Here is a 14,042-nt window from a genome sequence, read left to right on the forward strand (position 1 = left end):
AATATTCACATTTCTATTCAGCAATTTTTAATATTACTTTTATAGATTCTTTAGTATTTTTTGCAACTTCAAATGCTTCCTGTATTTGTTCTAAGTTAAACTCATGTGATATAAGTTTGTCACCATCTATCTCTTTGTTAGCTAACATTCTCACAGATTCTGCAAAATTTCCTGAAAGACCACTGAATATTTTTGGGTTTTTGAGTAGTATCCAATTTGGATCAATTGTTGCTAATTCTGTTGCAGTACCAGCAATACAAATTTTTCCACCAACTCTTACCATTTCAAATGCCTGCCTGAACGTTGTAGGAACACCAGCTGCTTCGATTACAATATCTGCCATGCCACCTTCCTTCGGTCCATAATGATAGGCATAAATTCCATTACCCCATAAATTAATTATCCAATCCATAGGATCTCCATCTAAAGGACTGAAAGCATGATCTGCACCCATTTCAATAGCTTTTGCTAATCTGGTTTTTGATCTATTAATGACTGCAACTTCCGCTCCCTTTGCTTTCGCAGCTGCGATCGCACCTAATCCAATAATTCCAGCGCCTAATACTAATACTTTATCACCTTTTTTAACTTCTATAGCATCTACATTGCCTACTCCAACCGAAATAGGCTCTGCAAGAGATCCAACTCTGTCATCTAATTTATTAGGTAATTTATATACATTAAAATTCAATCTAGCATTTTTAATAACCACAAATTCTGCAAAAGCACCTTGCTCATAAAAACCAATACCTGTTTTAACAATGTTTGGACAATCCCATAAACCATTTTTGCACCACCAGCATTCACCGCAGAAATCGATATTCAAACCCATTACTCTGTCTCCAACTTCAAGAACTTCAACTTCATTACCTTTTTCAACTATTTCTCCGCTAAATTCATGCCCGATAATAAATGGGAATTCCTTTAAACCAAAGCCAGTATCAAAAATATGTACATCGCTACCACATATTGCTGAATATTTGACTCTTACCAAAATGTCTTTAGACCCATATTTTGGTATGGGAACGGTTTCAATCGTAAACCGTCCAATTTCCTGCAATACAGCACATTTCATATTTCCTTCCATTTAATAAAACCTCCTAAATTTATTATAATTCAAAGATACATAATAATATATAGCAAATATTATGCCAAATATCGTAATTTAAAGGTATTCAATTTTTTCTTTACTAATTGGATGTTAATTACTATTATTCTTTTACAAAAACCATGTAAATTTATATATAATACCAAAATTATTGTTTATTATATATACACTTTTTATGTAATCTCTTGATTATATACAATTTATTTTTAATTTTATATATTTCACTTCCGAAGAATTCAACATTTTGGCTTAATTTTTAAAATGTATTACTTGGCATATATCTTGCTATGCTATTAATAGGTACATTTGTTAGTAACGATATTATATTCATTGGAGGTGTTTCTTTATAATAATGTTTTATTATAGTTTTAAAATAAAAAAATGAGGTGAATTTTATGAATGAAATTGGAAATAATAGTGTATTAGAAAATGTTAACATTGAAGTTAAGGCTAGCTTACGAGCATTAGTAGCAATTGGCATATTTATATGTATGTTGAGTAACAATTTTATTGGTACAGCCTTTGGTACTGCATTACCTAAAATGTTAGAGTCACTAGCAGTAACTCAGATGAATTTTATCGGATTATTGTTTACCCTAAGTATTTTAGTTACCGCTGTGTTTACTCCCATGGCAGCAAACATCAGTAAAAGAATTGGCAGAAAAAAATTATTCCTTATTGGTAGCATAATAAACGTGATATCAATTATACTTATGTATTTTTCATCAACACTCTTCACAATGATTGCATCACGAGGTCTCCAAGGTTTTGGATCTGCATTTATTTTTGCCACCGGACTAAGTTTAATAGGAGATGTTTTCCCAGCTTCTCAAAGAGCTAAGTGGTTAAGTGGATATGGAGTAATAACTTCAGTTGGATCTTTGGGCGGTCCATTAATTGCAGGTCTATTGGTAGATTATTATAATTGGAGATCGATTTTTCTTATTGCTATTCTAGTTGGATTAATCGGAACATTTATGGTCAGTTATTCATTACCTAAAGATATAGTAACTAATGAAGATGTTAAATCTAAATTTGACTACCTAGGAAGTCTAACCTTTGGATTATCGCTCGCATTTATTTTAGGTGTTTGCATCACAGGTGGTACCTTTTTTCAGTGGATGAGCGTAACAACATTTTTACTTATTGGGGTTGGACTTATCCTACTACTCGCATTCATAAAAATTGAGAAAAATTCTACTTCTCCAATACTACCACTAGAAATGTTTAAATATAATGTGTTTACAATTTGTGTTATTTGTGTATGTCTTAATACTATAGCGACTATGGCAGTAACGACCTATCTCCCATACTTTATACAGGCCGTAATGCTAAAATCAGCAACGGTATCTGGAAGCATGGTAGCAACATTATCGTTGCTTTCCATGATATTAGGACCAATTATAGGACAAATTGTTGCTAGAACAGGAAAATTCAAATTTATGACTATTTTAGCTACTGTGTTTGTAGCCGTTCCATCTTTAGTAATCTCAACATTTTCACCTACAACTACCTTGCTATATGCGTGGGTTGTAATAGCATCAATTGGTATCAACTCAGGAATAACTCAATTTATTTATACTGCTGCAGTACAAAACGGCGTTCCAAATAATAAAATTTCTTTAGCAACAGGTGGAACACAACTTGGTGTAGTAATAGGTGCAATGCTCGGGATAGCCTTTACGGGTATTATAATGACTTCTATGCCTGATTTATCTATCTCACTACCATTTATGTTTAGGTTTTCAGCAATAGTGGCTATCATTGGCGGAATATTACTTTTATTCTTAAAAGAATCACACCAAGAAGTTTTAAGTAAGTAAAACATTATATATTAAAAATGTATATAAATGAGTTCTTTTATCTTGATGTTCAAATTGCATAAACACATTATACTTTAATGATATAATATCTCATTGTTTCTCTCTGCAGATCTTCTACACGAGACTATTTTATACCTTCTTAGAATAGGACAACGGTAATTTCTGTTGTATAAACAAATGTATATATTTGTGTATAAGAGTAACTGAGTGATTTATAAAATCCAGATTATAATCGAAATTTACAAAAATAAGCTAATGATATATTATAATAATCTTCAAACAAATGTACTCACTTCGTTAAATAAATAATTTAAGAACTATAGAGGACTGAATTCTATGATGAATGGGGTTTAGTCTTAGTATATCACTATAAAAAATAAGGTTTGTAAAAAATAAAAACAAATAGCTTTCTATTTGGCAAATCCATTAGCAATGTGGGTATTTTTAAGTTCTTAACCCTTACGTCCTTATCAGCACAGTATATGCTTTTATTTATTACTTCATTTTCTTCTACTATTTTTGCTTGTTTTTTAGTATCTCATACGCACTTATCAAGAATTCCTTTGTCACTGATGCAAAAGTTTTCCTGTTGTCTGAAGACCTCTGAGAAATTCTTCATAAATATGATTAAAAGCAAGACTTTGCTCAATTTTTTCTGAACTATTTCATTAATAAGATTAATAAGTTGTCTAAGATAAATTCCGTTTTTCATATAGTTACATGATGACTAAAATGCTGTATAACTTGGTTGACCTTGGTGTAGATGTACCAGTAGCTAAATTTTTAGAAGCAATTAAAAAATAAGAATGTAACATTAGTTGCTTTTGGCTTCGACAGGAAATTTTGATAATTTAGAATACTAACTTTCCGTATTAAGACAAAACCTAAAATTAAATGGAGGTATAATATGAAAATATGCGTTTTATTAGGAAGCCCAAGAAAGAATGGAAATACAAATGCATTAGTTAAGCCCTTTGTCGAACGCTTAGATGAAAAAGGACATAACTGTGTTTTGATTAACTTATATGATTTAGAATTAAATTCCTGCATTGCATGTCGAAAATGCCAGAAAGATTGGATAGGTTTCGGATGTCATTACAATGATGATGTACACAAGATATTTGATCAGATTATGATCTGTGACGTATTTGTTTTAGCAACACCCATTTATTCTTGGTATTGCACACCTCCTATGAAGATAGTCCTTGATCGGCTGGTTTATGATATGAATAAGTATTATGGTGATGAAATAGGACCTGCATTATGGGAAGGTAAAACAGTGGCGCTTATTACCACTTGCGGTTATAAACCGCAATCAGGTGCAGATCTATGGGAAGAAGGTGTTCGTCGTTATTGTAAGCATTCAAAACTAATTTATTATTCGATGCTCGTAGAACGTCATTTGGGATATAAAAGTATATTTATGGACGAAGAAAAAGATTCACATGCTAGGATATTTGCAGATACATTGATTGCTCAAATACAAAAATCAAATGAATAGTAGTGATGTAATCCATAGGATAAACAAAGATTTTAAAAGAATTCAGTAGAGACTGTGAGTGTGAAATAATCTCTGTATATTAGCTTTCTATGATAAGAATTTGTTAGGTAAGGTAGTCCCAAAAGGCTGTCTTACTTTTTTAAATATATTCAATAATTTATGGAATGTCAATAGCGCCTGTAGTGAAAAGGCGTTGATTTTCAAATATTGCCCCTTTTATATTAAAGCGGGATTCTTCCCTCATACATACATTATAGAGAATTCTCCATAAACCTTACCCCAGTTTCTAAGAGGCTGAGCCCATTTCTTAGTTACCTGCAAGGTTACTAAGTAATGGGCTTTCATTAAGGCTTTTCACTTGGAAATACATCGATGCTATTTAGCCTTTGATATGTACTATTAAAGGTTCTCAATTGCATTCGTAGTATAAATTTCCTTTCTCACATCAGATGAAGACTTGAATATTGGACTGATTATATCCCAGTTAACATCCCTGCTTTTCATAGCTTTAGGATAAGACGAGTTCCATTTTTCAGTTACTTCTTGCATCCGTTCATACCCAATCTTCTCATTAGGCGCTTGATATATTGTCTTGAGATCAGCGGCAAATTTCTTCATATCCTTGTAGCCGACATACTTCAAGGTATTTCTAACCTGATGTACGATGCAACGTTGATACTCAGTTTTAGGAAAGGACGCTGAAATTGCCTCCTTTATACCTGTTGTTAAATCATCAGCGCAAAAGCTTCTGACATGCTTTTGAAAATGCTCTTTCCAATATCATGCAAATCTAAATACTTTCAGGATATACACCTTCACCAATTTGATTATTCTTCATCTCCATTATTTATTGTATCCAATCTTCTTCTTTCTTGATCTGTAGATATCATCATCTAACCGTTGTCTTTCAGTACCTAATAATTTAAATCTACTATTAATTAGAACTGCAAAAACAATTGCAATACAACTCCATACTGCTATCCAAATAAATTTTTTATTAAAACCAGAAACTAAATCTTGATCGAGCCATGTTCCCATTAAAGAAGTCATAAACGCCTCCGACATGGGAGGGTACCTAACATAATTAGCAACAAACATCAAAGTGTTTGTTGCTAATTATTTAGTATACGGTTAAATTAAACCGATCAACATCCAATAGGGGACAGCAATCGCCAATAGAAAAATTATGCTTAATGCCATTTTCATGCCCCAAAGTTTAACGAAATCCTTGGTAGATATCATACCATAACCTGTGAAAATCAAAACCAAGGCCCATTGGTAAGGAAGGATGATTTCTGAAGTTGCAACATTCATTGCATAATAAACAGGAAGTGGATCGATATTCAAGTTTAATGCAATTTCAGTAAGTGGTACTGTCAGTGTAGCATACACTGCTAAAGGCGTAAGGAAAAACTTAGAAATTACAACGGTAACCCAAATTGCTGCAAAAACAAAATATGGGCTTTTACCAACTAATATTGGTAAGAGCGCATTAGCAATCAAAGTTCCCAATCCTAAGGCACTGGCTGCTTGACCTATGCTAAGAGCCCCAGTAACAAAAATTACCATTTGATAGTTTATTTTTTGCATATCTTCCACGGTACCAATTTTCAAACCAGGTACATAGTATAACAGGGGTATAAGCGCAAATCCCCAACCAATGTTGATTTTATGTACGTTAGCTGTTAGAAGGAATATGACCAATATAATAGCACCAATAGCTCCTTGGATTTCTGGTTTAGTAATTTTACCAAGCTTTGTATATTCTATGGTCACAAAATCTTTAATGTCAATTTTTTCTTTTGGCTTTGTAAGCTTTGCAAGCAAAAACAAGAGTACGAAATACCAAATTACGTATGGTATATTGTGATATAGATACTGAACATAAGTTACTGTAACGTCCGTAACGGCAGCTCCTAAGCCTTGTATAGTTGCGAAGTTGGAGTTATACAAAAAGAATGTTGGAAACCAAGATGAGATGAAAGCAGCTAACATAATGCCACCACTCTCCTTAGAAACCTTTAAGTTAAGAGCTTTACATATTCCGTAACCGAGTGCTGCGAAAGCAACGTAGACACGTCCCGGTGCCAATACGTTAAGTATAATTCCACCAAGACCAAGGCCGGCAATAATTCCAAAATACGTTCCACCTGTTTTCATTATGCTCCAATAAGCAATTCTATTGAGCAATCCTATGCGATCTAATACATTTGCTAACAGGAATCCACCGAGTACCATCCATGGGATGAAGTTAGTCCAAGCACCGAAGGCAACTTCACCTGGTACAACGTTAAATATTACATAGAGTATCATTAGACCCATTGCGGTTACAGCAGTTGGGATAATGTTTAAGACAAATAAAATGATTGACGTCAATGTGATTGCGGCGTATTTTCTAAGTTCAGGAGTAAATGTTTCTGTTGTAGGGATAAACATAATGATGATTGGGACAAGAATCACGATTGCCCACTTGATTTTCTCTTTTATTGATGTATTCTTTGTCACAATTTCAGACATGGGAAAGCCTCCTTTTTATTAGACGATTGCAAAAATCATCTTGAATAATAATTCTTCATACTGTTGTAGCGAGTTGTTTACATCCGATGCCAACTGAGTTTCGATATCGTTTTTCGGTATAGTTGACCAATCGGTATACAAATCAGCGGAAAAGGGTTCAACAGAAGTGTCTAGTTTTATGCTATTGTTTCCAGAGGAATCATTGACCAATTGACCAGCATTGTGGTACTTCGTATTTTCTGCAACATACTCGATAACGGCTGTAAAGTTTTCAATATTGATAGTATCTAAGGACATTGCGCTTTTATCAAAATCAAAAACGTACTTGCCTCCTGGTGCCATAATGTCAATAAGTTCTTTGGCTTTATCGATGCACTGTTGTTTCGTTGCAGTTTTTAAATAGGTAATAGGATATAGACCACTGAGGATGTGACGTTTACCCAACTTTTCTTTGATTTCTTTTGGATCGCCGTATTCAAAGAGAATTCTGGTGTTTTCCGGAAGTTCCTGCAACAAATCCAAGTAGCGCATCCAATCGTGTTCGCAAAAGAGTGAGGCTGTTTGGCCGTGTTCTGCCATAATATTGATAAACTTGCTGAAGGAAGGCCAATATAACTTTTCGAAGTCTTTTCTTCTCAAATAGGTGCCGAGGTGCAATGGCATGAATACATGACCTAACTTATGAGGATTGTTTGGAAGCCCCCTTTTAACCTGCATTGGCATCATTGCTTCACAAGCCTCAATAATCATTTCTGGTTGCTTCCGTACGTCCATGTAAATTCCCTTCACGCTACGAAGGAAATCCCCGATGAAATCAAAAGATGATTGGCATAGTGTTGCGGAACCAGCGGGTTGGGTGAAGTACCCGTATTCCTGGTTGATTGAACCTATAATGCTTTGCCATTTGGCTGAGTGATCGTAATATGCTTTCAATGCTTTTGATACGACGAGAGATTGTTTTGCTCCGCTACCTTCCAGGTTTTTAAAGTTTCTGGGTAGGCATTTCTCAACGATGAAATCGTAAGGAGATTGAATGAATGCCTTGTATTCATTAGCATAAAGAGTTTCTACGTCTGCATGTTGCATGTATCCGGTTTTGCTCATGTAATATCCTTTTGACCCAAGGATCTTGAAATGATGGGGAGTTTTAACGATGCCGCCCACTGTGCATGTATCTGTGGGAATCATTTCGCACACTTTGTGAATAGCATTACTGATTTCTTCACTATCCATGTTCCATAATGTTTTTCCAACGGAGATATTGGAATACTCCAATGTAGCTTCCAAGGTTAGCTTTGCTCCGATGGGAACCCGTTCTGGGATAATTCCACTGTATACATCTTCAAAAAGTTTTGTCCTTTCTTCCTTTTTTTTTTGAGCTTTATTCATGCTTTCGTTCCTCCTTAAATTGTAATGTGACTTTTTCTATGAGATATGACAAGTATAGTTCAGAGACAATTGCAAATCAATAGTTTGAAATCAACTGTCAATTTACAAAATGGACAATTGATTGACAACATTTTTTATTGATGGTACCATGTGTAAGAGGTGATTTTATTGAGAAAGAATCAATCCAAGTTAGGTTACCTAATGGATCAGTTCCGAGTGAAAGGCAATGACCTTGCGGATTATCTGCATATTGACAACTCTCTGATCAGCAAGTGGAAGACTGGTAAAAGAAAGTTGTCATCGGAAAGTGAGACATTGAATACTATTGTCGATTTTTTTATAAAATTAGACTCGAATACAGATTTCCTAAACATTCTCAGTTTGCTCCGAACGGCATATCCCGGTGTGTCTATGAATGGATCGGACAAAATGAAAATTCTACTGAAACGATGGCTTACAGAAGATGAAGCGGAAAACTATTTCCTCTCAAAACAGATAAAAAACATCAATGTAAAAATGACACAGAATATTTTGTACAAAGGAGACGATGGACGTCAAAGAGCGGCAATGGATCTTGTGGACTTGATGTTGGAATCAACAGATAAGGAAGAAATAATGATTATGGATTATGACCGTTCTACATGGAAATATAAAGATATTGATTTTCACATGCGTTGGTTTCAAAAATATGAACAAATTATTGAAAAGGGGCATAAGGTGGTGATACTGGATTTTGAGGATCGATCATTTGAAGATCGGCTCCAACAACTGACGGATTGGCTTGGCTTTTATATTCGTGGAAACGTGGAGAAATACATTAACTATGGCGAATTTAAGGGTATTTTCAAACCAAGCTTGCTTGTGCTAAAGGATAAGGCTGCCCTTTTCGGTATAACGGCGGAAGGATTTACCTCTAAAATGAACGTTCAAATTACATCCGACAAAGTGATGATTGACCATTGTACTCAACTGTACGAAGCGGCAAAGTCGTTGTGTTCGCCGATATTTCATCCCATAAAGCAGGGAGATTTGGAGCAACTACTAAAGATTCATTTATCCATGGAAAGAGAAGCAGGCGATATGATATTGAAGGACACAGTACCCTATTGTATGTTGTTACCTGAAGAGCTTTTTTATAATATTTTGAAGGAAAACCTGGTAGAAGAAGATCGGATCGAAACCCTGTTAGATTATTACAACGAATATAGTGAAACTTTCTTTAAAAATATACATCATTTCAAATACCGAGTATTGCTGGATGAATTCTATCTGGAAAATGCCATGATATCGCAAAAAGAATTGGAGTATAGCTTCCTTTCCATTCTGACAGGGAAGCCGATTTTCGTTAGTAAGGAGTATTGCTGTTATCACTTGGATCACATGATGAATCTAATGAACACATACAAAAATTTCGAAATGAGCTTTGGTTCCTATCAGGATAAGGATCATTTTAAAGGAATCGATATCTACTTGAAAAAGTACAAAATGACCATAGCTAGCGGGTGGAGCAAATCTATATATAGTCGAGAGCCGAGTATGAACGATACACTTTATATGTACTACACAAGTCTGTGGGACGGCATGAGTAGCTTCGATAAGGACAGAACTATTGTTGAACAAAAAATCAGGAAGCTTTCTGGTTTTCATTCCTATGACGTTTGATAAAGGAGAAGAACTTCCCTATTATAGAGAAGTTCTTCATTTTTATTGTCTCTCACTTGCCTTGTCAATCAAGGGACCAAACCAATAAGTTTCCAATATGGAATGGTGATAACGATAAGAAAAACCAAACTTAATGCTGCTTTAATGCTAAACAATTTGACAAAGCTTTTTAAATCAATCAAATTGAATGAAAAAAACATCAATCCCAAAGCCCATTCGTAGGGTAGGATAACTTCCGTACCAACGTTCATGATGGCGTAACTTACGGCTAATGTAGATATCCCCAAAGATGCACCAATCTGGGCTAAAGGGACCGTCAAAGCTGCGTATAGCCCCAATGGTGTCATAACGAAATTGCCCAAAAGCAAAACAAAAAATACAATAATGAAGAAACCCAATGATCCAAATCCTTGTATGAGGGGTATAATTGTATTCGCTAGAATTTGACCAATACCAATGGCATTTGCTACGGATCCGATACTCAAACAGGCAGATACAAAGATAATCAGTCCGTAATTGACTTCTTTCAAGTCCTCATCTGTTCCAATTTGAATACCTGGGAAGTAAAAGAGTACTCCCGCAAAGAGGAATCCCCAAGAAGCATTGACTTTATGTAAGCTTTCTGTTAATAAAAATGCAAGAAGCAATATGGAAATAAAAAGCGACTTCTTTTCATCTATATTCATTTTCCCCATTTTTTTCAATTCTGTTTGGGCATACTCTTTTGGATTTTCACCTGCCTGTTTAGGCTTACACACCTTACCTATGATGAAAATCAATAGGGGCAAATAAAGGACGTAAGGAAGGTTATGGTAAAAGTATTGAAACCATGAAATGGTCGTGTCACCAACATTTGCGGCGATACCCTGAATGATGCCATACGTAGGATTGTAAATAAAATAATGAGCGACAAAGGTAGAAAACAAACCGGTGAGCATGATTCCCGATGACTCTAAGGATTTACCATAACCAAGTGCGACACACAGCCCAAAGGTAATGAAAGAAAAGGGGTACATGGCTTTACCAGGAATGAGAATGTGTGCAATCACTCCAGAAATCATGATTCCTAAAAGCAAACCCATGTAGGTACCACCAGTGCGAACAATAATCGAATATGCCAATCGATTCAGTATACCTGTACGAAGCATGATTCGAGCCATTAGTAACCCACCTAATACCATCCAAGGAATAGGCCCTAACCAGCCCGCAAAAGCGGTTGATGGAGGAGCTACTTCTAAAATAATATAAAAGACGGGGAGCAACAATGAAGCTATGACATTGGGCATGACCTCTGTTCCGAAAATTAGGATTGCAAAAAGTGTGATAATCGAAAAGTTTTTTATTACTGCAGTATACACTTCTCCTGTGGGGATGAAAAGTGCAACCAGTGGTAGAATAATTACAATAGCCCATTTGATAATTAGTGACTTTTCAAGACTTTTCTTAGACATTCACTTCACCTCAACAATTTAGTTTAGCATAATGTAATCTTCAAATTCAAGTTAGTAGATAATACGTACCGTAAAATATATTGTAATTATGATTACATTTAAAAAAGGTTATAGTTGGATTATAGATACAATATGGTAAAAAAGCAATGTCAATCAAGAAAGTGTCCATTTAAAAAATGGACACTTTCTTGATTGACATTGGTAATACATGAAACTCTCAGTAATCGGCACGTTCTCCGCCTCGGTAGCTCGCTGGCTACGCTCTCAGTATATCATGAGGGGAGTATGTCAATAATTAGTCCATTTTTTAAATTGACAATACTTTGCAATATATTGAGTTTTGTGTAAACGTGTACTATAATCATGTTTAGACAATCCAAAGAGAGGTGATGGTAACATGAGTACAAAGAAAGAAGAAAGAAATCAAATTTTTACAGATTTATTTACTGGTAAGAGACCATCAAGAATACCGGTTACGCTGACAATGAACATAGAAGCAGCTCTGGAATACTATGGATATTCCATGCTTAGAGATCTGTATAATTCAAAACTCTGTTATGAAGTGGCTGATAGGTTAGCAGCGGAGTTAGACAGCGATTTGATTCCGGTTTCTCCAGCTTCAACTAATGCAGCGGTTCACCGTTATGTGAAAAATCAATTCATGGTTCCTGGAAACGACGGATTTTTCCAACATCCCGACATATCCCCTATGGAAGTTGATGAATATCCAGAGTTTAACAAAAACCCGTTTGAATTTATTGTAAATAAAATCGTACCTAGAGTGAACAAAGTATTTGATACTGAACCAGATCTAGGATACATTCGAATGGCAGCAGCTAAGAAAGTGGTTAATGAACAGTATATTGGAATGAATCAGAAGCTTAGCGACAAACACGAACGTGGAGATGTAAGCAAGATAATAGCAGGTGCTTTTGCTCCTTTTGATTACATAGCGGACTATATTCGTAGCTTTTCCACCATGATGCTCGACATGCGTAGAAGACCTGACTGGGTATTGGAAGCATGTGAAGGAGCTCTGGCATATGAAGTGAGCAAAATTCAAGCGCTACCAGATCCACAATCTGGTGTTTTTTCTGAAGTATTCTTGCCGTTGCACATGGCACCTTACATGAGAACAAAAGATGTTGAGAAATTTTACTGGCCAACGTATAAAAAAATAATTAGGGCAATACAAGAAAAAGGCTTCATACCACATGTATTTTATGAAAACGATTGGAGCCCTCATTTGGACTTATTGGAAGATATGCCTGGTATGCATGTAGCAAAGTTCGAGTCGCCAGCTCCAGAACTTTTGGCTAAAAAAGTACCGTCTAGGAACGTCATCTCTGGCGTATATCCTTTTAGCATTATACGCTCAGGAAAGAAGCAGGAAGTAATTGATGAGGCGAAACGTATCATAGATATTCTAGGGCCAGGTGGAAACCTCATTCTTAATCCTAATAAAAGATTCATTAGAGCAGCAGATTTAAATGTAGAAAATATCCGTACATTCATTGAAAGTGTTCGGGAATACGGAACATACTAGGTCAAGGAGGGTGACAAATGGATAACAAAATCGTTAGAACTAGAGAAGAATTGATTGAAGCATACAACCTTAGCGAAGAGGATCAAGTATATCTTCTTGATGTATTCGAAAAAATTGAACAAGAAGTATTCAAAATGTTGTCGTCTCATTTATAAATATCTTCCTAAAAAACGATTCAAAACGAATCGTTTTTTTCTTGCAGTAATTTATACGGTATATGAGGACGGTGACTTTTTTCTCCATTATATAACAATTGGTGTTTCTGAAACCAAAAAAGCAAGGCTTCAAAAGCCTTGCTAAATATCGATTTATGTGAGTAAATCTATAAGCCGAGTTCTGTATTAGATGATCATCTATCTAGGTTTACTGTCGCCAGTAAACTCATGCGACCTACCATTGGACAGCAACGGGCAGTTGCCTTTTTGTGTCCGTTCTTGGTCTTGCTCCAGGTGGGGTTTACCTAGCCGAATAGTTACCTATCCGCTGGTGAGCTCTTACCTCACCGTTTCATCCTTACCGCCAAAATGCAAAGCATTTTGGTGGCGGTTTGCTTTCTGTTGCACTTGCCTTAGAGTTGCCTCCACCGGGTGTTACCCGGCACCCTGCCCTACGGAGCTCGGACTTTCCTCCCGTACAACCTTGCGGTTTTGTACCGGCGATCATCTGACTTACTCAGGATTTATATAATAACATAATCATAAAAAAATTACAATGGTATTTTATGTGAATAATATTGTATGGATTAGATGTATGGGTGGTCGGGGGAACGGGAGAACACAGTTCTCCCCTACGGGCGGTGGTGATGCGGTGGGTATGCATGGTGGGAGAACACAGTTCTCCCCTACGGGCGGTGGTGGTGCGGTGGGTATGCATGGTGGGAGAACACAGTTCTCCCCTACGGGCGGTGGTGGTGCGGTGGGTATGCATGGTGGGAGAACGCAGTTCTCCCCTAGTACTATAGAGTTATAGCAATAAGCTATAACTTTTTCTTTATTACTGAGTATTATATTCGAACATTTTTAAATATATAAATACTAACGTTTGA

Annotated in this window: 11 protein-coding genes, 1 other RNA gene and 1 pseudogene; 6 read left to right on the forward strand and 7 right to left on the reverse strand. The window is 35.8% G+C overall.

Going from position 1 to position 14,042, the window contains the following annotated elements; genetic code table 11:
• Positions 1-13 precede the first annotated feature (13 nt).
• Positions 14-1,087: a zinc-dependent alcohol dehydrogenase gene (locus GC105_RS12190; RefSeq protein WP_152805165.1), complete on the reverse strand. Its 1,074-nt coding sequence runs from the start codon at positions 1,085-1,087 to the stop codon at positions 14-16.
• 416 nt (positions 1,088-1,503) lie between these two features.
• Here GC105_RS12190 and GC105_RS12195 point away from each other — a divergent pair, with 416 nt between their 5' ends.
• Positions 1,504-2,931 (forward strand): MFS transporter, encoded by a 1,428-nt coding sequence (locus GC105_RS12195; protein WP_152805167.1) that lies wholly within the window; start codon positions 1,504-1,506, stop codon positions 2,929-2,931.
• 907 nt (positions 2,932-3,838) lie between these two features.
• Entirely contained in the window at positions 3,839-4,432 is a 594-nt protein-coding gene (locus tag GC105_RS12200) for a flavodoxin family protein (protein ID WP_152805169.1), read from the forward strand.
• Between the two features lie 240 nt (positions 4,433-4,672).
• On the opposite strand, the pseudogene GC105_RS12205 reads toward GC105_RS12200, so the two are convergent.
• From GC105_RS12205 to GC105_RS12220, 4 genes and pseudogenes are all read right to left on the reverse strand, one after another.
• A pseudogene (locus tag GC105_RS12205) lies at positions 4,673-5,173 on the reverse strand (transposase); the annotation flags it as partial.
• A 102-nt stretch (positions 5,174-5,275) separates the two neighbouring features.
• Positions 5,276-5,482 (reverse strand): hypothetical protein, encoded by a 207-nt coding sequence (locus GC105_RS12210; RefSeq protein WP_152805171.1) that lies wholly within the window; start codon positions 5,480-5,482, stop codon positions 5,276-5,278.
• Between the two features lie 81 nt (positions 5,483-5,563).
• A complete protein-coding gene (locus GC105_RS12215) occupies positions 5,564-6,949 on the reverse strand; it encodes an SLC13 family permease (RefSeq protein ID WP_152805174.1) in 1,386 nt (461 codons plus the stop codon).
• An 18-nt stretch (positions 6,950-6,967) separates the two neighbouring features.
• Positions 6,968-8,338 carry a uroporphyrinogen decarboxylase/cobalamine-independent methonine synthase family protein gene (locus tag GC105_RS12220; RefSeq protein ID WP_152805176.1) on the reverse strand — a complete coding sequence of 457 codons (1,371 nt, stop codon included), beginning with the start codon at positions 8,336-8,338 and terminating at the stop codon, positions 6,968-6,970.
• A 201-nt stretch (positions 8,339-8,539) separates the two neighbouring features.
• Between GC105_RS12220 and GC105_RS12225 the strand changes: the two genes are divergently transcribed.
• Positions 8,540-10,000, forward strand: coding sequence for a hypothetical protein (locus tag GC105_RS12225; RefSeq protein WP_207706979.1), 1,461 nt, complete (start codon positions 8,540-8,542; stop codon positions 9,998-10,000).
• A gap of 68 nt (positions 10,001-10,068) precedes the next feature.
• On the opposite strand, the gene GC105_RS12230 is transcribed toward GC105_RS12225, so the two are convergent.
• The gene (locus tag GC105_RS12230; RefSeq protein WP_152805180.1) at positions 10,069-11,451 is read right to left on the reverse strand and encodes an SLC13 family permease; all 1,383 of its coding nucleotides are present in this window, start codon (positions 11,449-11,451) and stop codon (positions 10,069-10,071) included.
• A gap of 397 nt (positions 11,452-11,848) precedes the next feature.
• Between GC105_RS12230 and GC105_RS12235 the strand changes: the two genes are divergently transcribed.
• Complete coding sequence (locus tag GC105_RS12235; RefSeq protein WP_152805181.1) at positions 11,849-12,997, forward strand: uroporphyrinogen decarboxylase family protein; 1,149 nt, start codon at positions 11,849-11,851, stop codon at positions 12,995-12,997.
• Between the two features lie 17 nt (positions 12,998-13,014).
• Positions 13,015-13,152, forward strand: coding sequence for a hypothetical protein (locus GC105_RS16950; protein WP_193708409.1), 138 nt, complete (start codon positions 13,015-13,017; stop codon positions 13,150-13,152).
• A 154-nt stretch (positions 13,153-13,306) separates the two neighbouring features.
• Here the strand turns inward: GC105_RS16950 and rnpB are convergent.
• Positions 13,307-13,672: RNase P RNA component class A (gene rnpB, locus GC105_RS12240), an RNA gene on the reverse strand.
• 75 nt (positions 13,673-13,747) lie between these two features.
• Here rnpB and GC105_RS12245 point away from each other — a divergent pair.
• Positions 13,748-13,966 carry a hypothetical protein gene (locus tag GC105_RS12245; protein WP_152805183.1) on the forward strand — a complete coding sequence of 73 codons (219 nt, stop codon included), beginning with the start codon at positions 13,748-13,750 and terminating at the stop codon, positions 13,964-13,966.
• The last annotated feature ends 76 nt before the right edge of the window (positions 13,967-14,042 follow it).

Source organism: Alkalibaculum sporogenes (assembly GCF_009362815.1).
Taxonomy (GTDB): domain Bacteria; phylum Bacillota; class Clostridia; order Eubacteriales; family Alkalibacteraceae; genus Alkalibaculum_A; species Alkalibaculum_A sporogenes.